Genomic DNA, 20,361 nt, shown 5'->3' with positions numbered 1-20,361 from the left:
GTCCAATCTCAACTATTCTAGCGAAAAGAGTGCGGTACGTCAAGAAGAAAAAGGCTACTATGAGAGAAGTGTGACAAGAAAACCATCCACATTGTTGCCGGAGAGCGTATAAGCGTTGCCAGCGGGGACCAGCGGGTCGTTTTCCGGACAGAAATAGACCTGATAGGCGCGGCCATCGTCCGTGACGGAGAGAGGAGCGTCCTTGGAATACTGCCGCAGGAGGTCCAGGTATTCCTCCAGGCAGAGGCCCCTGTCTGCCATTACCCGCGCGTGGGGCCGCCCCACATAGCGGTAGTGCCAGGACTCATAGGAGATGCCAGTGACGGACTCCTTGTCCGCGGGGTAGCGGAGGACAAAGCCATAGTCTGCCGCGTGCTGGGCAAGCCAGGCATAGGAGCCGGTGCCGTCAAAGTCAGCGCTGGTGCCGTCGGAGAAATAGAGGGAGAGGTCCAGGGCGTAGCCAGTATGGTGCTCGCTGCGGCCGGGGAGGGCCACGTAGTGCTGGGCGTGCTCCAGTCCGTTCCGATCAGCGGACTGATCAAAGAGGTGCTGCTGAAACGCCTCCGTCCGGTGCCCCGCCACCACGTTCACAGTCTTGCTCCCGCCTTGGGCGAGAAAGTCCTCCATCCACTGGTTCAAAGCCTCCATCGCCTCCGGCGCCAGCTGTACCGTGCTGTCCCGCACCAGGTAGCAGTCGTTCTTCTCCTCCAGAACGGTGCAGAGTGCCTGCTCCTCCGGAAAGGAGAAGGGCACTTCATTGCTGACCAGAATCAGCGTACCGCTGGTGAGACAGGCGCCCTCTGGACGCACCCAGTCCTTTGCATCCGCGCCCATCGTCTCCGCCGAGAGGGGATCACCGACGGAAAGGGCCTGGACGCCTCGCCCCAGCAAAAAGCCCAGCAGAAGGCACAGCGCGCAGATAGCGGGCAGGAAGCGCAGGGGTAGGACGCGCCGGTGGCGGTGTCTGGGAGCGTATTTTGTTGCCATACTGACAATTTCCTCCAATTTAGTCATTTTTAGAATAATTTTAGCAGACCAAGCATGATACTGTCAAGAAAAAGTATTCTAAAGATGACTGAGGAGAGCCATGAAGATCAATCCATATGGCAAGACGCTGAACGTGGCAGGCCCCCAGGTGCGGGCTTGGAGAACGAAAAGAGACCTGTCTCAAGAGCAGTTGGCGGCGAAGCTCCAACTCATGGGCTACGGTATTGGCCAGAAGGCCATCAGCAGGATGGAGACGGGGGATCGGGTGATCGCGGACTACGAGCTGTTGCTGTTGGCAAAGGCACTGGGGGTGTCACCGGTACAGCTGCTGGGGATTTCAGATACCTGATCCATTTTTTGGGTTCCACAGGTGCGCCGGACGTGAAAAAAGCGAGGGTCAGAAGACCCTCGCTTTTTCTCACTTATTCAGCTTCGTACACGCAAGCCTGCTTGCGATCCTTGCCCAGACGCTCAAAGCGGAGCACACCATCCACCTTGGCGAACAGGGTATCGTCCGTGCCGATGCCCACGTTCATGCCGGGATGGATGCGGGTACCACGCTGACGAACCAGGATATTACCGGCTTTGACGAACTGACCATCCGCCCGCTTGGGGCCAAGCCGCTTGGACTCGGAGTCACGGCCGTTCTTGGTGGAGCCGCCGCCCTTTTTGTGAGCGAAGAACTGAAGACCAATACGAATCATGATAGGACCATCCTTTCTGATAGATTTCTAGAATGGAGAGGAAGGCTCGTCTTCCTCCAAAACTTCCACATTGTCGGGATACTCGTCATGGAGCTGGGTGAAATAGACCATCAGGCCGGTGAGCAGGGATTGGCAGGTATTCTCTGTCATAGGGTCCAGTCCCCCGGGAAGACGAAAGAGAATCGCCGCGTCTTTCTCCCGCACCTTGACGGAAGCCGCAAGGCCCAGCACATCGTTGACCGTAGCCTCCACCAGGCGGACCGCGCTGGTGACGGCGGCGCAGACAATATCGGTGCCTTCCTCGGCGTAGCCGCTGTGTCCGACGGCATCAAAGCCGGTAATCCGGCCACCCTCCATGCGAAATTGAACTGTGGTCATACTCAGACAGAGATCTTCTGAATCTCGACCTTGGTGTAGGGCTGACGATGGCCCTGACGCTTGCGGTAGCCCTTCTTGGGATTGTACTTGAAGATGCGGATCTTCTTACCCTTGCCGTTCTTGACAATGGTGGCCTCCACGCTGGCGCCCTCTACCACGGGGGTGCCGAAGGTGGCCTTCTCACCATCGATGACGGCCAGAACCTGGTCAAACTTCACGGTGTCGCCGGCTTCCTGGTCCAGCTTCTCAATGTAGACCACGTCGCCCTCGGCCACCTTGTACTGCTTGCCGCCGGTTACGATAATTGCGTTCATGCTTGTTTCAACTCCTTCATTTACGGGCTCGCTGTCGGGGGCGGTCCTCCTGGGACGCTTGCATACCCATTCAAAGCGGCTTAACAAGTATATCAGCCAAAGAGTACCTTGTCAATGGCTTTTCAGGGAAAAAGCCCCTTTTTTGCAGAAAAAGTGCAGTGGAATGAAAACTAGAGCATGGACTTGACATTTCTATAAAAGGTGTTATATTTATAACATTATAAGCGAAATATACCACATTGAATCGACACAAAGAAGGAGTGCGATTGATGAAAAAACAGAAACTGTATGGAATGCTGGGAGTTCTCTCCCTGCTGGGATTGGTGGGTGTCTTTACGGAGACCAGAAGCTTCCTGGCATTCTTCGCCTTCGCCGTGGATTTCCAGTATTTTTTTCTGCCCGCCGACGAGATGACGGAGGCGCGGATGGCCCGGGCGGGGGCTAGAGCCTTCGTTGTGGGGATGCTGAGCATGGCCGCCGTCACGCTGGGGATGCTGACACTGGGGGCGGCCTCTCCGGACCGGGCCCTGACCGCTGGCTGCACCGCCGGCTGGGCACTGTCCGTGGTGGTATTCTCTCTGCTGTGCGCCTGGGGAGAACTGCGGGAGAGCTGGGGGCTGGGCCGTGATACGTAACCGGATGAAGGAGCATCGGGCCCGGCTGGGGCTCAAACAGGAGGATTTGGCCCGGATGGTGGGTGTCCGGCGGGAGACCATTGGCAACCTGGAAAAGGGGCGCTATAATCCCTCTCTGGTGCTGGCGTGGAACATCGCGGCGGTATTCGGCGTTTCCATTGAAGAGGTGTTTACCGTGGAGGCGGAAACATCAGAGGCGGGATCATACAGGAGTTTCTAAGGCAGGGAGCGCCATGCCCGCAGCTTGATGCAGCTTCTCCAAAAAGAACCGGTTGAACAGCGCCATCACCCGGCCCACGCACACCATGGACACCGCCGTACCCAGGCCGACGCCGGTAAGCCGGCCGGACAAAAACAGGCCCAGGGAGATAGACACCAAGAGATTTCCAGCGTCAAAGCAGTTTTTTGTCAGGCCCACCTCCGCGTTGAAAAAGTCGGCCAGAACCTGGACGATACCATCTCCCGGATTGGCAATCAGCCGCATGTCTAGGATGAGTACAGCGCCGACGCCGGTGCAAACGACGGCGGTCAGGAGAGCAAGAAGTCTCCCGGCCACGCTGCCCAAGAAAGAGCAATCCGCCGTGAGATCCGGCAGGACGGTGGAGAAAAGATTCATAAAGCGGGTGAACAGGAGGGTCAGCGGAAGTTGCAGCAGGTCCATTATCAGGATGGACCGAAAGCGTGAAACAGACATCCTGTTCTGGCGCCACATCAGGATGTGAAGCACAATTTCCAGTGCTGCAAACACCACATACTCAGCCAACATCACATTACCAAAGTTCAGCTCCCAAATAGAGGAGACCGTATAGGCGACAGAGACAATCGGCGACACGCCAAAGCCGGTTTTGGTATTTAGTGTGAGGCCAAAGGCCAACGTCAGCAGACCCAGCAGATAAAAGAGGACCCGGACAGCCCGTGCTTTCGTCATACCGGCTTTTCCTCCCAACGAAATTGTTTTCCCACATAGGAAGAGTCAGCAGAACAACGACCGGCTCAGATACCGTACCATGCAGTGCCACAGCTCCGCTGTGTTAGCTGGCCCGGAATCAAGACGGTACCTGCTGTTATGAGAGAGATTCCCTCTGCAGAAGTCTGGCAAAAGGAAGGAGAATTCTCCCCAAATGTTCCAAGGCCTGTGAAAAATCAAAATACTCCTCCGATTGACGGTCGGAGAAGAGGTGGTCAGATACAGATTTCAAAGCCGTAAAGGGGACCTGATTTCGCAGGCAGACCTGAGCGATGGCACAGCCCTCCATCTCCACCAGCAGGGGGGAGAAGGTATCACGCACCCAGGCCGCCCGGCTGCTCTTCACGGCAAACCAGTCGCCGGTGGCGGTTCGCCCGGTGGCAGCGTCCACGCCCAGCGAGCGTAGAAGCGCCACACAGTGCTCTGGTCTCCAGGTGGGAAACTCCACTTGGTTCACCGTGGAAACCAAGCCGATGGGGTCTCCCACAGCGGTGGTGTCCACGTCGTGCTGCAAAAAAGCGGAGGGCACAACCAGACTTCCGGTGGGCAAGTCTCCGGTACAGCCGGCCACGCCGGCGTTTACAAGCAGGTCTACGCCGTATTTCAGACAGAGGATTTCCGCGCTCATGGCGGCATTGACCTTCCCGACACCTCCGGCACAAGCAATGATATCCGGCTCAATTTCAAAAAAAGGTACGCCGGAAAGCGTTTCAAAAGGCTCGCAGATTTCCGGTAGGGCACGAAGCTCTGATGGCATGGCGAATTGCAGTCCGATTCTCATGGAGACACCTCACTGATCATCCGGCAGGCGCCTGCCGCACTTGCCGCAAAATTCAAATTCTGCACCCAGTCTGGCGCCGCAGTATGGGCAGAAACGGTAAGCGGAAGACTCTGGTCCTTCGCTGTGGAACCGCCGCTCCAGCGGATCTGGCTCCTCCGCGCCGTCTACAATGTCAAATTCCGAGAAGCGGTGCTCCCCGGTGGCATTTTTGAAGTTGTACACCGCCTGCACAATGCCCATGATGATAAACAGCACACCGAACAGGGGAAAAAAGAAGGGCGCGCCCATGGAGGCAGCAGCAATGGTCCAGAAAATTCCAAAAATAACCGCAATAATCGAGCCCATAGCTCCCATGGCCGATGGACCCCGGCCAGGTTTGATGCTTTTCATAAGCGGACTCCTTCCCTAAAGATATGATCATCTAGTGTAACACAGAATCAAGCGGAGGGCAATGAAAAAAACAGCCGACGGCGGCTGTTTCAGGCTGCGGGGACACCTTCCGGTGTTGATTGGCGAGGATAAAGAACTGCGGGAGATATCCAAAGGGAGGCTGTATCAGAAGTCGTTTGAGCGCTGCGAAGATGTGAGAACTTCCTTAACCTGAAAAAGACTTTTTAGACTGCGGCTCCTTCTCCTCTGGCGAGGCCCAAAGCTGCGGAGAGTTCTGTGGGAGAGAGCGTATGAACGGAATGAGGAGGTGCCGGTGCCTCTCCATAGGAAGCGAGAGATTTTTCGTACCAGGCTACATCCCACCAGCGGCCGCACTTATAGCCGGCATTGTGGTAGACACCTACCAGGGAAAACCCCATTCCCAGATGGAGACGATTGCTCTTTTCATTGGACAAGGTGACACAGCCATAGGCGGTACGGATGCCCTGAAGCCGCAAAAGCTCCAGCAATATCGCATACATCCTCCGGCCAAGACCGCGAGAAGTACAGGCGGGGTCCAGGTAGATAGATAGCTCCGCATTCCACTGATAAGCGGCACGCTCCGCCTGCCGGTGGGCGTATGCATACCCCAGGACTTGGTTCTCCTCCCGGCAGATGAGACACGGGTAGAACTGGAGGGCCTCTTCAATCCGGCGGGAGAAGTCTTCCAGAGTGGGAAGCGTATATTCAAACGTAATGGGAGTATCGATGTATTTTCGATAAATCTCCAAAAGATCGGCGCTGTCACCGACAGAGGCAAACTGAATATTCATGAGCCCCCCCTAGCCGATACCCGGGAGACAGGAGATGGAACATCTCCTGTCTCCCGGCAAATTATTTGCCGGATGCGATAGCGGCAGTGTCCATGGCGATCATCAATTCCTCATTGGTGGGGATTAGAAGGACCTTGACACTGGAATCGGGCGCGGAGAGCACAGCTTCTTCACCGCGAATGCCGGCAGTGGCGGGGTCCATTTTCACCCCCATAAACTCCAGTCCCTGACAGATGGCAGTTCGAATGCCGCCGTCATTCTCACCCACACCGGCGGTGAAGATAATGGCGTCCACGCCGCCCATAGCCGCCGCATAGGCGCCCACATACTTCTTCACCTCATAGGCGAATTTGTCCCGGGCCAGAATTGCCAGCTCATTGCCCTCCTCTGCGGCATTTTCCAGGTCCCGGAAGTCAGAGGAGACACCGGAGAGCCCCTCCACGCCGGATTTCTTGTTCAGCACGTCCAGCATCTGGTCAATATCCATGCCGTACTTGTTCATCAGGTACTGCAAAATGCCCGCATCCACATCGCCGGACCGGGTTCCCATCGGTACGCCCGCCAGGGGGGTGAAGCCCATGGAGGTGTCCACGCTTTTGCCGCCGTCCACGGCAGCAACGGAGGAGCCATTGCCCAGGTGGCAGGAGATCAGCTTGACCTCCTCAGGCTTTTTGCCCAGCATGGCCGCGGCGCGAGTGGAGACGTACTTGTGCGAGGTACCATGGAATCCGTAGCGGCGGACCTTGTCCTTTTCGTAATAGGCGTGGGGCAGGGCATACATATACGCTTTAGGGGGCATCGTCTGGTGGAAAGCGGTGTCAAACACGGCCACCTGAGGAACTTCTTTGCCCATGACGGCAGTGCAGGCGTTGATGCCGGTGATGTTGGCGGGGTTGTGAAGGGGCGCCAGAGGGATGCAGTCCTCCAGGGCCTTCATCACCTCGTCGGTGATGAGAACGGAGCCGGCAAAGGCCTCGCCGCCATGCACCACCCGGTGGCCGACGGCATCAATCTCCTTCATGGAGCCGACCACGCCGTTCTTGGGGTCCACCAGAGCGTTCAGCACGGCCTGGATTGCCTCGGAGTGTGTGGGCATGGCAACGTCCACGGCCTTCAAAACCTCTTTACCCTCCGCCTGAGGCTTATAGGTAAATTTGCCGTCAATCCCAATGCGCTCACACAGGCCCTTGGCCAAGAGCACGCCGCTGTCAGGATTGAGAAGCTGATACTTGAGGGAAGAACTGCCGGCATTGATAACAAGAATGTTCATGGATTACCTCTCCTCTTTTTTGGGAGGGCTTGCGGCCGCTCCCGAAATCATATAAAATACTGCCACAAGGCCTCCAAAATCAGGCCACTATACCACATTATAGCAGAGTTTTTTTCGGTGACAACCACTATTTTTACCGAAATGTCATTTTTTTGTTATCAAATTGGGGTGAATTTTGTGGAAACTGCGGGTATGATTATAGAATACAATCCCATGCATACCGGCCATTTGCACCTGCTGCGGCAGACGCGGGCTGCCTTGGGAGCAGATACCGCAGTGATCGGCGTCATGAGCGGGAACTTTGTCCAGCGGGGAGATTTTGCCCTGCTTGGCCGGCAGGCCCGGGCGCGGGCTGCGGTGGAAAGCGGCCTGGACCTGGTGTTGGAGCTTCCCCTGCCCTGGGCAATCTCCTCGGCAGAGGGATTTGCTGATGGCGCTGTGGAGATTCTGGAGTCCACGGGCCTTGTGACATATTTGGCCTTTGGCAGCGAGTGCGCGGACATACCGGCACTGATGGAGACGGCGGCGTGCCTGCGCTCGGAGTGCTACCGCGGCCATTTGCGCCGCTTTTTAGATCAGGGACTGCCCTTTGCCGTGTGCCGCCAGATGGCGGCGGAAACAATTCTGGGCGCACAGCGGGCTGCCTTGCTGAAGAGCCCTAATAACAATCTGGGCGTGGAATACTGCAAGGCTCTGCTGGCCCGCCGGTCCGGAATCCGGCCGCTGGCGGTTCTTCGGACAGGGGATGCCCACGACTGTGAGACCCCACAGGGGGAGCATCCCTCGGCCTCTGCCATCCGAGCACTTTTGCGGGCGGGAGAGAGTGCGCGTGCGCTTGATCTGATGACACCGGCCATGGCCCGGGCGTATCGGGAGGAAGAGGCAGCTGGCCGGGCCCCCATATTTTCTGAGGTCTGTGAGCGGGCGGTTCTGGCCCGCCTGAGGTCCATGGAGGAGACGGATTTTGCCGCCCTGGACAGCGGACGGGAGGGCCTTGGAAACCGCCTGTACCGCGCCAGCCGAAGCGCCGCCACCCTCTTGGAGCTTCTGGAAGCGGCAAAAACCAAGCGATACGCCTATGCCCGCCTGCGGAGGCTTGTGCTGTGGGCCTATCTGGGATTGACTCCCTCTGATGTTCCAGAACGGGTTCCGTACCTGCGGGTTCTGGCTGCCAATGCGGCCGGCCGGGGGCTGCTGGCCCGGATGCGCAGGACGGCGGCGGTGCCTGTTTTGACGAAGCCCGCCGATGTGCGATGCCTGAGCGGGCACGCCCAGGCGCTCTTTCATCTGGAGGTTCGCGCGGCGGACCTGTATACACTGGCTTATCCTGACCTGGCTGCTGCAAAGGGCGGCAGTGCCTGGAGGGAGGGGCCTGTGATCCTGTGAATTTCCCCTTGGAAAGGAGTCCTTATGCCAACACTGCTTGTTTTGATGATGTCGATTCTGCTGACAGCCTGTTCCTCCGCCGCAGCGGTCAAAAATGTTCAAAATTCGCCGCTGCCGCCGACAGCGATGCTGGAATCCACGGCGGAGGAGGCCATCTGCTATACGGCGGAGCTAGAAACTTGGGAGGATGCCTCCTTTGCTGAGGATGGCACACCCTTGGTCTCTTACAGCTATACACTGCCAACACTGCGGGCGGCGCGTGAGGACGGTACTGTGATTGAGCATGCGGAGACACCGGCAGAGGAACAGGCTCTGGCGATGGCGGCGGCCTTTAACGACCGCTTTTCTACCTGGGTAACTGCTGAGGACTTTGAAGGCCTGACGCAGGAAGCACAGGCGGATTTGGATTGGCGCAGGGCGGAGCAGATGGAGTGGACAAGCGGGTATGTGCTGGAGCTGGACTGCAGCGTTTATCAAACAGAGCATCTAATCAGTGTTTTTGGTGTTTACTATAGCCATATAGATGGCGCGGCCCATCCCAATACCTGGATGATGGCCTGGAACTTTGACCTGGAAGAGGGGACATTTTTTGAACCGCAGCTTCTGGGGGAGGGACAGGACCTGCAGGCAGCGGTGACGGAGGAGATCATCCGGCAGGCGGGCGAGCCGGCGCAGGACGGTACCATTCCGGCAGAGGCATACTGGGAGGATTATCGGGAGATTGCCGCTAACTGGAGTACAGCCGCGGTCTCTTTTGATCAGGAGGGGATGGTGGTGACTTTTTCTCCTTATGAATTGGCGGCTTATGCGTTGGGCCCTCAGACCTTCCGTTTCTCTTACAGGTGGATGGAACCGCATCTCAGTTCCCATGCCCGGGAAATCCTGGAGCTTGAGAGCCCGTAATTCCAGTCCTGTTTGTGCGGGCGGGTAAGCGTTTTCCTCACCTGCCCGCATGGTTTTCAGCGTGGTATGCGGCGAGTACTTTGAAGAGTAGCAGCCTTCTGAAAGGCTGTTATTTTTTGCTTGACATACCTTGCGTTTCTATGTATACTCTTTGTTAAGAAATGCATAGAATCTCGATGTATTTGCCGGAGGGGGGAGTTCTGTTGAAGCGTGTTTTAGGGACGTTTGCAGCCAGTTTGGTGCTGATCTGGGGCTTTTTGCTGTTTGGCGGCGGGATGCTGTTGCAGAACACTTGGGGAGCACTGGTACTCTGCGCCCTGGTAGTGACCGTACTGGCACAGCTGTTCGAGGGACAGGCGGACCGGGTGGAAGAACTGGAGAAACGGGTTGCCGCGCTGGAACAGGCGCTGAAAGACAAGGAGGAGCCATGAAAAAAAGGACGATAGACCACACACACCTGCTGGTGCTCTCCCTGCTGGCGGGAGAGGATATGTATGGCTACCAGATGATCATGGAGCTGGCCCGCCGCTCGGACCACACCTTTGAGATGAAGGAGGGCACACTCTACCCGGTGCTCCACGGTTTGGAGCGGGAAGGGCTGGTGGAGGCGTATCAGCAGGAGGCTCCCACGGGAAGGATACGGAAGTACTATCATCTGACCCGGCGGGGAGCCGCCTTTCTGAAAAGCGAGGCGAAGTCCTGGCAGACCTATTCCAGCGCCATCAACGCGGTGCTGCGGTCCAGTCTGGGCCTGAATCCGGCCCCATGACCCGGCGGGAGTACACGGACACGGTGCTCTCCGCTCTGCGCCGTGTGACAGAGGATGAGCGGCGGGCGATCCGCGCGGAGATCGACGCCCATATGGAGGATCATATCTGTGCCTTGCTGGACCTTGGATATGACGAGCCACTGGCAGAGGAGCGGACGGTGGCCCTGATGGGAGACCCGAAAGAGGTAGGGCGGGAACTGAACAAGCAGTACACCGGCTGGGGGTTCGTACTTTTGAGCCGGGCGGCGGTGGCACTGACCGTTGTGCTGTGCATCCAGGCGCTGCTGGGATTGGGCATTTTATCAAATCTTTTATGGAGTATACAAGCCAGAACGGTACCGGATGAGACTTTCAGCAGCTACGAAGCTCTGGCTACGGAGCGGCCGGACATTCGGATTCCAGTGGGTAACGATGTCCTGCGGGTCTACCGGGTCTCCGTGGGAATCCGGGACGGTGTGCGGGCGGTGGAGGTGGCGATGGCGGCCTATGACCGGATTCCGGGCGGTGTAGTATCTGGGCAGCTTTTGAACAACGTGGTTCTAGAGGACCAGCGGGGAGAGGCTCCGGAGCATAACATGGGAGGCGGCGGCAAGAGCAATTTTGGGGCGGACTATACGCTGCGCTACTTACCGGTGGAGCCGGGAGACTCCCAGATCACACTGCGCTACGAGCGATTTGGCGAGAGCATCACTGTGGAGATCCCGCTGCCGGAGGTGGAGCCATGAGTAAGCAGGAAACACCCAAACGGGAGAAGCTGTACGTCCGGCGGCGGTGGGTTTTGCGGCGGTTCGCTGTCTTTCTGCTCGTCCTGCTGGCGGTGAACCACTTCATGCAGATCGGCTTTCTCCTGCCCATCCAGGGCATCCGGCAGGTAGAGGAGCGCCAAGGAGCGCCCCATGGCAGAGTACTGGCGCGGGACTGGGCCCCGGAGATTCACAGGACCCATCTGGTCTATCTCACTGCCGCCGAGGACGCCGTGACTCTGGCAGATACTTACCTATCGCTCTACGGCTGGATGGGAGGCTTTGGATGGACATTGGACTGCACCACCGGCGAACCTCTCTACGCCGGGGAGATGACCATGAGCCGGGACGAGAGGGAGGAGACCGTCTGCTACTACTATGGCCGGGTAGACGACCCTGCCATCGAGCGGGTAGAAGTCAGCGTTCGGGGTGTCTATTACCATGAGGATGGGACCGAGGAGTGGGAGGAGGCGGCCTGCCTGCCGGCGGGGCCGGAGGACTTCCTGGAATGGAAAGGCCATCGCCACTTTCTGCTCTCCCATACCATCGCTGCCTGGCCCTATGACTCCAGCCGCCATGCCTGGGCGACCGGCTATGACAGCACCGGAAATGTGGTGACGGAGTTTGAGATTGAGACGGGAACGCACTCTTACTTTGGCTGAGGGGGAGTTTATGATTCCGCCGAGAACAACCTGAATATGGATGGTAGCCGTAACAATCAGCAGACCCGCACACTTTTGTGCGGGTCTGCTGATTGATGGCATCAAATGAATATTGGTTTATCCAATCAGCTGATGCAAGATGCTTTCTGCAAAATGATCTAATCTCTCACCAATTCCAGGCAGGGTCAAGGCCGTGCCTGCGTCGTTGGCAGTCTCCAGCATACAGAATTGCGAGGGCAGCCAGAAGCCCTTATTCATGTTCATGGCTCCCACCACCTGACTAGCCACGAGATCCCCGCCGGAGTAGCCGGACACCACGATGGCAAACACCGCCGTGTCGGTGAAAGGGGCGGAGCGATAGAGGGCGGTCAGGCGGTTGATGGCGGCGGTGAGATTGGCGGAGAGGGCGTCGTTATAGTTGGGGCAAAGCAGCACCACCGCGTCCGCCTCCCGGATGGCGGGATAGACCTCTTGGACCATGACGCCGCCGTAAAAGCACTCTCCCTGCTCTCCGTAGTGCAGACACATGGTGTAAGGACAGCCGGCGCAGTCCTCTAGCGTGCCGTTGCGCAGGCCGATCTCCTGGATCTCACAGGCATCCCACAGATGGGCGCGCACCTGGCCCCACAGGGCTAAGGTGTTGGAGGTGGCGCGGCTGGAGGCGTGGAGTACCAGCAGCCGTGGGCGCTTATGCCGGGGCGGGGCAAAGGTGCACACCCGGTCCACAAGGTCTGCCGCTGCCAGGCGGTAGGCCTTCTCCAGAGAGCAGCCGGCGTTTTTGGCCTGGACAGTGAAGTTCCTCAGGTCGCCGGTGGCTTCCACCAGCGGCCGGCCCGGAAAGGTACAGCCCGCGAGGCTGGCCGCCAGCGCCAGCTCCCGGCCCAGGGACTTGGTATACAGGTCTCCGGGGCCGTCCACCAGCACCCCGCCCACACAGCCTTTCAGGGAGCCGGGATGGGTGCGGAGAAAAGCCAGCAGCTGGTAATACGCAGAATTGATGCCGCTTTCGTTCAGCGGAACGGCAAAGAGGAGCTGGCGGTTTTCTATAGGAGCCGGCAGACATGTGGTGACACTGAAGCAGTGCTTTTCCAGAGCGTATGCCAACGTTTCTTCAAAGCGCTCCGAGGCGCGCCCGCCGGGGCGGACAACACTTAGCATTCCCTCAGCTCCTCTCTGACCAGGGCGCGGAGCTGGGCCTCCGTCTCCCGCAGGCGGGCAAAGAGAGCATCCGGCATTGGCAAGGCCTCCGTCTCCAGCCCGTGGGGGGTGAAGCGGTTTTTCACACCGAACCAGATCCCGCCCAAGCACACAGACCCGCAGTGCCACTCTCCTCGGAGGGTCAGCAGCAACTGCATGGCGCCGGAGGACACAGCGGGAGCTACATAGGGCTTGTAACCCAGCTCCCGGATGCGGAGATTGGCGCTCTCTGTTAGTTCCGTCAGCTCTTGGGAGAGCGCGTTGTCATAGTGGGACAGGGAATTGGCGATCACCAGCCCTCGGCCGTGAGGACCGAAAGCGCGTCCGTCAGTGAGAAAAGTGGCGAAACGGGAGTCCTGTCTGGCGAAGAATGCCGCCCGGGCGTTCATGACACCCAGACCAAAACCCTGCACCTGCTCCGGCAGGAGCCCAAGGCTGTCCCAGCGGCCGTCCGGCCCCCGATTGGAGGCCGAGAATACTGACTGGCAGAGGGGATCTACTGGGTCGGAGAGGACGATGAAGAGGCCGCGGAAGCCCGCTGCCCGGGCTTGCCTGGCAAACTGTTCCACCAGGGGGCGATTGGCCTCCAACTGGGCCATCCGCACGTCCTGGATGCCACTATCTACCGGTGGGATGGATCTGGTGGCGGCAAAGAGAAATACGTCGCAGTCAAAGAGGTGGTTCGGCTCCACCGGCTCTACCTCCGGCAGGGACTCATAGTCCCAGGGCCAGGAAATTTGTCCCAGCTCCGCATTCCAGCGGGCCACGGCCCTTTCATTCAGGTCGCAGATGCCGATGGAGGAGATTACGCTGCCGCCCAGCAGCTTCAGGGCGGTGAGCAGCGTGCCGCCCACGTCCCCCACCGCCAGCAAGTGCACCCGCTTTTTCCCTTTTCGTGGCTTATAGAAAGACAACGCATCCCGCCAACGGGGGTGAGAGAAATTCACCGCCGTCAATGTGCCTGCGTGGATGGCGGCGGTCACCTCCGGTGTCAAATCAGGCGCAGCTCCACGACGGGCCGGGTCCAGCCAGGAGACATCCACGCCCCCTTGGGAGAGCTGACGGGTGTCCGTCACCCGGAGGGCGGCGGGACTTTCCTGTGGGTCACGCTGGAATAGAAAGAGGCTGGGACTACCCGGCACCGCTGGTTCCGGCAGCAGCTTGGGCAGAAACGAGGCGGCCAGAACGCCGCCGGTACGATAAAAATACATGGAATCACTTTCCCCCCTGATCCTGCTGCCCCACGGGAGGCGGCGGACAGCGATGTTAGGAAAACATTATAGCATATTTGAAAAGAGGTGGGAAGAGGATCAGAGCTGCATGGAGAGATACACCATGTCCGTCAGCTGTTGCCCGGCTTCGAAGATGGGGTGGTCGTAGTGCTTCAGGAAGAAATCTGGAACCCGGTGGCTTTCACGAAAACCACAGGCACGGTAAAAGGGAAGCGTTAGGGGGCTGTCCCCGGTGCCGACCAGCAGACGCTGCCCACCTAATTCCTGACAGCGCCGGGCGACAAAGGCTACCATCGCGGAGCCGTAGCCGCGCCTCTGGCTCGCTGGGGATGTAGCCAAATTTTTGATTTCAAAGGTGTGGCAGCCTTCGTCCATTACGGCGCAGACTGTGCGGAGAATACCGCCGTCGTACAGGGCGAATAGGTCGCTGCGGCCCAGGTACCGCGCGATCATGTCCTCCTGTTCGTCGCCAAGAAGCAGCAGAGGAAGAAATGTGTGTTTTTCGTCGAAAATATGCCGGATTTCCATAAAATACGCCTCACTATCAGGATTCTTCCGGGCAGACTATGGCCGGAGGTGAACGCATGGAGCACTATCTTTGTTTGACAGACCTGCTGGACCAGGACCTGTCGGCCTATGAATATTTTCAAACGCTTCCGCCTGCGGTGCAGACAGCCCTGCGGCGGGAGGACGGCGGTATTGGCACGCTGGACGAACTGCAGGCCCGGGTGGCCCATTTGCAGGACTCACATTTAATCGGATAGAACCCACTCTTTCTGCCGGCGTATTTGCGGGCGGCAAAATGGAGGACGCCGGCACATGGCCTGATGCATCCTGGAGGTCCCAGTGAAAAAAGCTGGCCGCAGCAGGCCTATTTTTCCCGCCTTTCTGAATAGAATGAAGCAACTATGCAGGGAGGGGATCGGATGAGACGTGGATTGACAGCCTGTCTGTGCGCGGTAGTGCTGCTGACCGGCTGCGGGAAAAGCTATTGGACGGAGAGCTGCGGAGACTGCGAAGTGACCCTGCGGGACAGCGGGAATACAGAAAAGGCGGTGGAGATTGTAGTGACGGTGGATGGAGAGGAGACCATCCTCAAGACGCTGGCGGTCCCAGCAGAACGGATCAGCGCTGAGGCATTTACCGACATCCTGGGCTATTCCGGCTTTCGGCTGACAGAGCGGCAGGGGCTGGCCGTCCAGGACCCAGCCCAGGACTGGAGCCTGCGGACGTACTATGCCGTGGAGGACGGCTCGGTGCTGCAGATTGCCGAGAGCTTTGGATGGGGTCCGCCACAGGACTACTCTGTGGATTTAGATGAGGACGGCGGTATGGAGCTGGTGAATAATGTCACCTACGGCGGCGATGGACATCAGGATGTGCATATCTTCCAGCGGCGCCCGGACGGCATCTGGATGGGACGTCTCAGTACGAAAAACCTGCCGAATCACGATGACCGGGGCGTAACCTCCACTGCTGTTGTCTACAATGCGGAGCGGAATGTGTTTGAAATTCGCTACCTGATGAAAAATTCCCAGGAACCCGGGGTGGTGGAGAGTCAGGGGCTGGAGCGGGTGGAGTTCACCCCCTATGGAGTCCAAGAAAAATAGTTGTAAAATCTCGCGGAATGGTGTATGATATCCCTATCCATATCAACTTAGGAGGAGTGTACCATGAGCAAGACCGCCCGGATGGTGATGAAAATTGTCGGCGCCAGTCTGGCCTTTGCCGCGTTTGTCTGCCTGCTGATCGGCGGCTGGCACGATCTGACCGTGGGGTGCTGCGGCATGAAAAAGCGCCTGCGTCAGAAATTCAGCTCCGAATACGACGACTATAACGACGAAGAGCTCTATGATTAGGAATGGAAACTCCGGCCCATGGGCCGGAGTTTCACGTTTCATACAGAGCCCGCAGAATCCTTGGATTTTATGACTTCCTTAAAAACATTTTGGACAAAGCGCGCGGAGGAAGAGGCGGCCAGCTCCAGGAGGCTTAGAGTCCACTGCGCCGGACGAACTGCCTCTCTATACATAATTCCCGGGGCTGGCTTACGCGGCCTTCGCTAGACTGCCGGCACGGATTTGGCGGCGGGATAGAAAGCTGTCCGGCCTGGTTCTGTGTGACACCAACCTTTTTACCTAGACTTTGTCTGATTTTAGGATGCTGCGGGGCTGCCCCTCGTTCAGTATAGATGCCCCGTAAAAAACGGCGCAGGCAGGATGCGTAGCATCGCCAGGACAACAAAAAAACCGGGCCGCCGCCCGGAAAAACCCTTGACAAAAATAAAACTCTATGGTAAAATAAGCCGCTTATATAACGAGAAAGGGAAATTCCCCCATCCTGAACTCTAGTGATAGGATAGCACATTTCCCATGGCGATGCAAGAGTGTGGGAAAAGAATTTTAACAACGTAGCCTTGCGTATCACATTCTGCGTCAGACAATTCGCCCCCCGCGCCGGACAGGGCGGGGGAGGCGGAAGAAAGGTGAATGAGAGATGGCCAAAGACAAGTATTACGGCAAGACCCTTCGTAAGAATTTCGCCCGGTATGAGGAAGTCGTCCCCATGCCGAACCTTCTGGAGATCCAGAAGACGTCTTACCAGGAGTTTTTGGACACCGGCCTGCGGGAGGTATTTGCCGACGTAGGTGCGATTACGGACTATCAGGGCAACCTGGAGCTGACGTTCATCGACTATAAGATGGACGAGGACCCTAAGTACGACGTGGAGGAGTGCAAGGCCCGGGACGCCACCTATGCCGCGCCGCTGAAGGTAAAGGTCCGCCTGCGCAATAAGGAGACCGAGGAGATCAAGGAGCAGGAGATCTTCATGGGCGACTTCCCCCTGATGACCCACTCCGGCACCTTTGTCATCAACGGCGCCGAGCGCGTGGTGGTCTCTCAGATCGTCCGCTCTCCCGGCGTATACTACGGCAAGGAGATCGATATCAAAACCGACCTTCCCATCCTAACCGCCACCGTGATTCCCTACCGGGGTGCATGGCTGGAGTATGAGACGGACTCCAACGAGGTGTTCTGGGTCCGAATTGACAAGAACCGGAAGATCCCCATCACCTGTTTGATCCGGGCCCTGGGTCTGAAAACCGACCAGGAGATTTTAGACACCTTCGGTGACGATCCGCGTATTGCAGCCACGCTGGAAAAGGACCCCTGCAAGAACTACGAGGACGCGATGCTGGAGATTTACCGCAAGCTCCGTCCCGGCGAGCCCCCCACGGTGGAGGCCGCCGAAACCCTGATGAACAACCTCTTCTTTGACCCCCGGCGCTACGATCTGTCCACCGTGGGCCGGTACAAGTTCAATAAGAAGCTTTCTCTCTGGCAGCGGGTGACGGGCTATAAGCTGGTCTACCCGGTGGCGGCCCCCTCCACCGGCGAGATCCTTTTTGACGAGGGACACCTTCTGAGCAAGGAGGACGCCCGGACGCTGGACACGGTGGGGGTTGGCGATGTTACCATCGATGTGGAGGGGCAGCCCCTGCGGGTCATGTCCAACAAGATGTGCGATCTGCAGCATTATGTGGACTTTGATCCCCTGGCCGAGTGCGGCATCAAAGAGCGGGTGCGCCTGGACGTACTCCTGGAACTGCTGAACCAGTACGACGGAGAGGAACTGAAAGATCAGATCCGCCTCCACAAGGACGACCTGGTGCCCAAGCACATCATTATCGACGATATTCTCACTTCTATTAACTATATGAACGGCCTTGCCCGGGGCGTCAGCGTAAAGGACGACATTGACCACCTGGGCAACCGCCGGCTGCGGTGCGTGGGTGAGCTGCTGCAAAACCAGTTCCGTATCGGCTTTTCCCGGATGGAGCGGGTGATCCGGGAGCGGATGACGATCCAGGACCTGGACATTGTCACCCCCCAGAGCCTGATTAACATCCGGCCCGTCACCGCCGCAATCAAGGAGTTCTTCGGTTCCAGTCCCCTGAGCCAGTTCATGGACCAGACGAACCCCCTGGCGGAGCTGACCCACAAACGGCGTCTGAGTGCCCTGGGTCCTGGCGGTCTTTCCCGGGAACGGGCCAACATGGAGGTTCGAGACGTTCATTACAGCCACTACGGCCGTATGTGCCCCATCGAGACTCCGGAAGGTCCCAACATCGGTTTGATCTCCTACCTTGCCACCTACGCCCGAGTCAATGAGTATGGCTTCATTGAGGCCCCCTACCGCGCCGTGGAGAAGGAAACCGGCAGGGTTACGGAGCAGATCACTTATATGACTGCCGATGAGGAGGACAATTATATCGTCGCTCAGGCGGTGGAGCCGCTGGACGAGAACGGCTGCCTGATCAATGCCCGTATTACTGCCCGCCACCGGGACGAGATTGTGGAGGTGGACCGGGAGCGGGTGGACTATATCGACGTCTCCCCCCGAATGATGGTCTCCATTGCGACGGCCATGATCCCCTTCCTGCCCAACGACGACGCCAACCGCGCTCTGATGGGCGCCAACATGCAGCGTCAGGCTGTGCCTCTGCTCCGGCCCCATGCCCCCATCGTGGGCACCGGTATGGAGCACAAGGTCTGTATCGACTCTGAAATTGTGGTGCTGGCGGAGGGCGATGGCGTGGTCACTGCTGTGGACGCCAACCACGTGTCGGTTAAGTACGATAACGGCAGGACCAAGGAGTATAAGCTTGTCAAGTTCCTCCGTTCTAACCATGGCACCTGTATCAACCAGCGTCCCATTGTGCAGGTGGGCGAGCGGGTGCATGGCGGAGAGGACCCCTCTGTCCTGGCGGACGGCCCGGCCACTGAAGCCGGCGAGATCGCCCTGGGCCAGAACATCCTGGTCGGCTTCATGACCTGGGAGGGCTACAACTACGAGGACGCCGTTTTGCTCAACGAGCGTCTGGTTCGGGAGGACCTGTATACCTCCATTCATATTGAGGAGTTTGAAATCGACGCCCGGGATACCAAGCTGGGCCCCGAGGAGATCACCCGGGACATCCCCAACGTGGGCGAGGACGCGCTGAAGGACCTGGACGAAAACGGCATCATCCGCGTGGGTGCGGAGGTCAAGTCCGGAGATATCCTGGTGGGCAAGGTCACGCCCAAGGGCGAGACGGACCTGACCGCCGAGGAGCGGCTGCTGCGGGCCATTTTCGGCGAGAAGGCCCGGGAAGTCCGGGATACCTCGCTAAAGGTCCCCCATGGTGAGAGCGGCATCGTGCTGGACACCAAGGTTTTCACCCGAGAGGCCGGAGATGAGCTCTCTCCCGGCGTGAACATGGTGGTGCGGGTGTATATCGCCCAGCGCCGCAAGATTCAGGTGGGCGACAAGATGGCCGGCCGCCACGGAAACAAGGGCGTCGTCTCCCGGGTCCTGCCCCAGGAGGATATGCCCTTCCTGCCGGACGGCACGCCGCTGGACGTGGTGCTCAACCCCCTGGGCGTACCCAGCCGTATGAACATCGGCCAGGTGCTGGAGGTCCATCTGGGCTACGCGGCCCAGGCCCTGGGTTGTAAGGTGGCTACCCCCATTTTCGACGGCGCCACTTACGGCGATATTCAAGAGATGCTCCAGGAGGCGGGGCTCGACCCGGAGGGCAAGAGCGTCCTCTATGACGGCCGTACCGGCGAGCCCTTTGACAACAAGGTCACCGTGGGCTATGTCTACTTCCTCAAGCTCCATCACCTGGTGGACGACAAGATTCACGCTCGTTCCACTGGTCCTTACTCCCTGGTCACACAGCAGCCTCTGGGCGGCAAGGCCCAGTTTGGCGGCCAGCGCTTCGGTGAAATGGAAGTGTGGGCTCTGGAGGCCTACGGCGCGGCCTATACCCTCCAGGAGATCCTGACGGTCAAGTCCGACGACGTGACAGGCCGCGTCCGGACCTACGAGGCTATCGTCAAGGGCCACAACGTACCCCAGCCCGGCGTGCCGGAGTCCTTTAAGGTCTTGGTTAAGGAACTCCAGTCCCTGTGCCTGGACATCCAGGTGCTGGATAAGGACGGCAACGTCGTTGAGCTGAAAGAGGACGAAGACGCCATGGATACCTTCAACCTGGCCCGAATGGACGCCGATGAGGACCGCCACCACAGCATTGCCGAGGATAATGAGCTCCAGGAGTCCGGCTTTGATATTGAGGACGCTCCCGAAGACGCCGGCATGGATATCGGCGCCGACTTTGACGACTTCGACGACGAATGATCCGGAAGCATCCATTCGTCAACATTCTGGATCATTGAAGGAGGAAAT

General features: G+C 58.4%; 25 protein-coding genes. 13 read left to right on the top strand and 12 right to left on the bottom strand.

The annotated features are described in order from the left end of the window. Positions 1-57: 57 nt before the first annotated feature. Complete coding sequence (locus KJS55_RS03280) at positions 58-987, bottom strand: M15 family metallopeptidase (RefSeq protein ID WP_187032260.1); 930 nt, start codon at positions 985-987, stop codon at positions 58-60. 100 nt (positions 988-1,087) lie between these two features. On the opposite strand from KJS55_RS03280, the gene KJS55_RS03275 reads away from it, so the two are divergent. Further along, a complete protein-coding gene (locus KJS55_RS03275) occupies positions 1,088-1,336 on the top strand; it encodes a helix-turn-helix domain-containing protein (RefSeq protein WP_187032258.1) in 249 nt (82 codons plus the stop codon). 73 nt (positions 1,337-1,409) lie between these two features. Here KJS55_RS03275 and rpmA read toward each other — a convergent pair whose 3' ends face one another. The 3 genes from rpmA to rplU are packed head-to-tail and all read right to left on the bottom strand — an operon-like array spanning position 1,410 to position 2,383. Next, on the bottom strand, positions 1,410-1,691 hold the full coding sequence (rpmA, locus tag KJS55_RS03270; protein ID WP_187032256.1) for a 50S ribosomal protein L27: 282 nt from the start codon (positions 1,689-1,691) through the stop codon (positions 1,410-1,412). A gap of 27 nt (positions 1,692-1,718) precedes the next feature. Next, entirely contained in the window at positions 1,719-2,069 is a 351-nt protein-coding gene (locus tag KJS55_RS03265) for a ribosomal-processing cysteine protease Prp (protein ID WP_187032254.1), read from the bottom strand. Positions 2,070-2,071: 2 nt separating this feature from the next. Continuing rightward, positions 2,072-2,383: a 50S ribosomal protein L21 gene (gene rplU, locus KJS55_RS03260; protein ID WP_187032252.1), complete on the bottom strand. Its 312-nt coding sequence runs from the start codon at positions 2,381-2,383 to the stop codon at positions 2,072-2,074. Between the two features lie 269 nt (positions 2,384-2,652). Here rplU and KJS55_RS03255 point away from each other — a divergent pair, with 269 nt between their 5' ends. Both KJS55_RS03255 and KJS55_RS03250 read left to right on the top strand, forming a co-directional pair. Next, positions 2,653-3,018, top strand: a complete 366-nt coding sequence (locus KJS55_RS03255; protein ID WP_187032250.1) for a DUF3796 domain-containing protein — start codon at positions 2,653-2,655, stop codon at positions 3,016-3,018. Further along, the gene (locus KJS55_RS03250) at positions 3,008-3,238 is read left to right on the top strand and encodes a helix-turn-helix transcriptional regulator (RefSeq protein WP_187032248.1); all 231 of its coding nucleotides are present in this window, start codon (positions 3,008-3,010) and stop codon (positions 3,236-3,238) included. Before KJS55_RS03255 ends, KJS55_RS03250 begins: the two co-directional genes overlap by 11 nt. Here KJS55_RS03250 and KJS55_RS03245 read toward each other — a convergent pair. The 5 genes from KJS55_RS03245 to KJS55_RS03225 all read right to left on the bottom strand — a co-directional run bounded on the left by KJS55_RS03245 (position 3,221) and on the right by KJS55_RS03225 (position 7,238). Continuing rightward, complete coding sequence (locus KJS55_RS03245) at positions 3,221-3,946, bottom strand: DUF6198 family protein (RefSeq protein WP_187032246.1); 726 nt, start codon at positions 3,944-3,946, stop codon at positions 3,221-3,223. The two genes, KJS55_RS03250 and KJS55_RS03245, sit on opposite strands and share 18 nt — an antisense overlap. 136 nt (positions 3,947-4,082) lie before the next feature. Then, complete coding sequence (mtnN, locus tag KJS55_RS03240; protein ID WP_187032244.1) at positions 4,083-4,766, bottom strand: 5'-methylthioadenosine/S-adenosylhomocysteine nucleosidase; 684 nt, start codon at positions 4,764-4,766, stop codon at positions 4,083-4,085. Positions 4,767-4,775: 9 nt separating this feature from the next. Beyond that, positions 4,776-5,156: a zinc ribbon domain-containing protein gene (locus tag KJS55_RS03235; RefSeq protein WP_187032242.1), complete on the bottom strand. Its 381-nt coding sequence runs from the start codon at positions 5,154-5,156 to the stop codon at positions 4,776-4,778. A 224-nt stretch (positions 5,157-5,380) separates the two neighbouring features. Then, positions 5,381-5,968, bottom strand: coding sequence for a GNAT family N-acetyltransferase (locus KJS55_RS03230; RefSeq protein WP_187032240.1), 588 nt, complete (start codon positions 5,966-5,968; stop codon positions 5,381-5,383). Between the two features lie 61 nt (positions 5,969-6,029). After that, positions 6,030-7,238, bottom strand: coding sequence for an acetate/propionate family kinase (locus KJS55_RS03225; protein WP_187032238.1), 1,209 nt, complete (start codon positions 7,236-7,238; stop codon positions 6,030-6,032). A 192-nt stretch (positions 7,239-7,430) separates the two neighbouring features. On the opposite strand from KJS55_RS03225, the gene KJS55_RS03220 reads away from it, so the two are divergent. The 6 genes from KJS55_RS03220 to KJS55_RS03195 all read left to right on the top strand — a co-directional run bounded on the left by KJS55_RS03220 (position 7,431) and on the right by KJS55_RS03195 (position 11,701). Then, positions 7,431-8,624: a tRNA(Met) cytidine acetate ligase gene (locus tag KJS55_RS03220; protein ID WP_213542635.1), complete on the top strand. Its 1,194-nt coding sequence runs from the start codon at positions 7,431-7,433 to the stop codon at positions 8,622-8,624. 24 nt (positions 8,625-8,648) lie between these two features. Continuing rightward, on the top strand, positions 8,649-9,527 hold the full coding sequence (locus tag KJS55_RS03215) for an RsiV family protein (RefSeq protein ID WP_187032234.1): 879 nt from the start codon (positions 8,649-8,651) through the stop codon (positions 9,525-9,527). Between the two features lie 203 nt (positions 9,528-9,730). After that, on the top strand, positions 9,731-9,958 hold the full coding sequence (locus KJS55_RS03210; protein ID WP_187032232.1) for a hypothetical protein: 228 nt from the start codon (positions 9,731-9,733) through the stop codon (positions 9,956-9,958). Next, positions 9,955-10,296: a PadR family transcriptional regulator gene (locus KJS55_RS03205; RefSeq protein WP_187032230.1), complete on the top strand. Its 342-nt coding sequence runs from the start codon at positions 9,955-9,957 to the stop codon at positions 10,294-10,296. Before KJS55_RS03210 ends, KJS55_RS03205 begins: the two co-directional genes overlap by 4 nt. Further along, the gene (locus tag KJS55_RS03200) at positions 10,293-11,021 is read left to right on the top strand and encodes a permease prefix domain 1-containing protein (protein WP_213542634.1); all 729 of its coding nucleotides are present in this window, start codon (positions 10,293-10,295) and stop codon (positions 11,019-11,021) included. Before KJS55_RS03205 ends, KJS55_RS03200 begins: the two co-directional genes overlap by 4 nt. After that, on the top strand, positions 11,018-11,701 hold the full coding sequence (locus KJS55_RS03195) for a hypothetical protein (protein WP_213542633.1): 684 nt from the start codon (positions 11,018-11,020) through the stop codon (positions 11,699-11,701). Before KJS55_RS03200 ends, KJS55_RS03195 begins: the two co-directional genes overlap by 4 nt. A gap of 117 nt (positions 11,702-11,818) precedes the next feature. Here KJS55_RS03195 and KJS55_RS03190 read toward each other — a convergent pair whose 3' ends face one another. From KJS55_RS03190 to KJS55_RS03180, 3 genes are all read right to left on the bottom strand, one after another. Further along, the gene (locus KJS55_RS03190; RefSeq protein ID WP_213542632.1) at positions 11,819-12,859 is read right to left on the bottom strand and encodes an NAD(P)H-dependent oxidoreductase; all 1,041 of its coding nucleotides are present in this window, start codon (positions 12,857-12,859) and stop codon (positions 11,819-11,821) included. Beyond that, on the bottom strand, positions 12,853-14,109 hold the full coding sequence (locus KJS55_RS03185; RefSeq protein WP_213542631.1) for a Rossmann-fold NAD(P)-binding domain-containing protein: 1,257 nt from the start codon (positions 14,107-14,109) through the stop codon (positions 12,853-12,855). Before KJS55_RS03185 ends, KJS55_RS03190 begins: the two co-directional genes overlap by 7 nt. 99 nt (positions 14,110-14,208) lie before the next feature. After that, complete coding sequence (locus tag KJS55_RS03180; protein WP_213542630.1) at positions 14,209-14,658, bottom strand: GNAT family N-acetyltransferase; 450 nt, start codon at positions 14,656-14,658, stop codon at positions 14,209-14,211. A gap of 56 nt (positions 14,659-14,714) precedes the next feature. On the opposite strand from KJS55_RS03180, the gene KJS55_RS03175 reads away from it, so the two are divergent. The 4 genes from KJS55_RS03175 (at position 14,715) to rpoB (ending at position 20,313) form a co-directional block, all read left to right on the top strand. After that, positions 14,715-14,894: a hypothetical protein gene (locus KJS55_RS03175; protein WP_187032218.1), complete on the top strand. Its 180-nt coding sequence runs from the start codon at positions 14,715-14,717 to the stop codon at positions 14,892-14,894. 162 nt (positions 14,895-15,056) lie between these two features. After that, complete coding sequence (locus tag KJS55_RS03170) at positions 15,057-15,740, top strand: hypothetical protein (protein WP_213542629.1); 684 nt, start codon at positions 15,057-15,059, stop codon at positions 15,738-15,740. 63 nt (positions 15,741-15,803) lie between these two features. After that, positions 15,804-15,989 carry a hypothetical protein gene (locus KJS55_RS03165; protein ID WP_187032214.1) on the top strand — a complete coding sequence of 62 codons (186 nt, stop codon included), beginning with the start codon at positions 15,804-15,806 and terminating at the stop codon, positions 15,987-15,989. 637 nt (positions 15,990-16,626) lie between these two features. Beyond that, the gene (gene rpoB, locus KJS55_RS03160; RefSeq protein WP_213542628.1) at positions 16,627-20,313 is read left to right on the top strand and encodes a DNA-directed RNA polymerase subunit beta; all 3,687 of its coding nucleotides are present in this window, start codon (positions 16,627-16,629) and stop codon (positions 20,311-20,313) included. Positions 20,314-20,361 lie beyond the last annotated feature (48 nt).

It is taken from the genome of Pusillibacter faecalis (genome assembly GCF_018408705.1).
Classification (GTDB): Bacteria; Bacillota; Clostridia; order Oscillospirales; family Oscillospiraceae; genus Oscillibacter; species Oscillibacter faecalis.
Note: the sequence above shows the minus strand (reverse complement) of the source record. Positions and strands in the feature narration are given on the sequence as shown.

Bases quoted from the DNA above. Each gene is read 5' to 3' on its own strand.
- KJS55_RS03280 (WP_187032260.1), bottom strand. From the start codon at position 987: ATGGCAACAAAATACGCTCCCAGACACCGCCACCGGCGCGTCCTACCC.
- KJS55_RS03245 (WP_187032246.1), bottom strand. From the start codon at position 3,946: ATGACGAAAGCACGGGCTGTCCGGGTCCTCTTTTATCTGCTGGGTCTG.
- KJS55_RS03185 (WP_213542631.1), bottom strand. From the start codon at position 14,109: ATGTATTTTTATCGTACCGGCGGCGTTCTGGCCGCCTCGTTTCTGCCC.
- KJS55_RS03275 (WP_187032258.1), top strand. From the start codon at position 1,088: ATGAAGATCAATCCATATGGCAAGACGCTGAACGTGGCAGGCCCCCAG.
- KJS55_RS03195 (WP_213542633.1), top strand. From the start codon at position 11,018: ATGAGTAAGCAGGAAACACCCAAACGGGAGAAGCTGTACGTCCGGCGG.
- rpoB (WP_213542628.1), top strand. From the start codon at position 16,627: ATGGCCAAAGACAAGTATTACGGCAAGACCCTTCGTAAGAATTTCGCC.
- mtnN (WP_187032244.1), bottom strand. From the start codon at position 4,766: ATGAGAATCGGACTGCAATTCGCCATGCCATCAGAGCTTCGTGCCCTA.
- KJS55_RS03190 (WP_213542632.1), bottom strand. From the start codon at position 12,859: ATGCTAAGTGTTGTCCGCCCCGGCGGGCGCGCCTCGGAGCGCTTTGAA.
- KJS55_RS03170 (WP_213542629.1), top strand. From the start codon at position 15,057: ATGAGACGTGGATTGACAGCCTGTCTGTGCGCGGTAGTGCTGCTGACC.
- KJS55_RS03205 (WP_187032230.1), top strand. From the start codon at position 9,955: ATGAAAAAAAGGACGATAGACCACACACACCTGCTGGTGCTCTCCCTG.
- KJS55_RS03200 (WP_213542634.1), top strand. From the start codon at position 10,293: ATGACCCGGCGGGAGTACACGGACACGGTGCTCTCCGCTCTGCGCCGT.
- KJS55_RS03180 (WP_213542630.1), bottom strand. From the start codon at position 14,658: ATGGAAATCCGGCATATTTTCGACGAAAAACACACATTTCTTCCTCTG.
- KJS55_RS03165 (WP_187032214.1), top strand. From the start codon at position 15,804: ATGAGCAAGACCGCCCGGATGGTGATGAAAATTGTCGGCGCCAGTCTG.
- KJS55_RS03265 (WP_187032254.1), bottom strand. From the start codon at position 2,069: ATGACCACAGTTCAATTTCGCATGGAGGGTGGCCGGATTACCGGCTTT.
- KJS55_RS03235 (WP_187032242.1), bottom strand. From the start codon at position 5,156: ATGAAAAGCATCAAACCTGGCCGGGGTCCATCGGCCATGGGAGCTATG.
- KJS55_RS03175 (WP_187032218.1), top strand. From the start codon at position 14,715: ATGGAGCACTATCTTTGTTTGACAGACCTGCTGGACCAGGACCTGTCG.
- KJS55_RS03255 (WP_187032250.1), top strand. From the start codon at position 2,653: ATGAAAAAACAGAAACTGTATGGAATGCTGGGAGTTCTCTCCCTGCTG.
- rpmA (WP_187032256.1), bottom strand. From the start codon at position 1,691: ATGATTCGTATTGGTCTTCAGTTCTTCGCTCACAAAAAGGGCGGCGGC.
- KJS55_RS03215 (WP_187032234.1), top strand. From the start codon at position 8,649: ATGCCAACACTGCTTGTTTTGATGATGTCGATTCTGCTGACAGCCTGT.
- KJS55_RS03230 (WP_187032240.1), bottom strand. From the start codon at position 5,968: ATGAATATTCAGTTTGCCTCTGTCGGTGACAGCGCCGATCTTTTGGAG.
- rplU (WP_187032252.1), bottom strand. From the start codon at position 2,383: ATGAACGCAATTATCGTAACCGGCGGCAAGCAGTACAAGGTGGCCGAG.
- KJS55_RS03225 (WP_187032238.1), bottom strand. From the start codon at position 7,238: ATGAACATTCTTGTTATCAATGCCGGCAGTTCTTCCCTCAAGTATCAG.
- KJS55_RS03220 (WP_213542635.1), top strand. From the start codon at position 7,431: ATGATTATAGAATACAATCCCATGCATACCGGCCATTTGCACCTGCTG.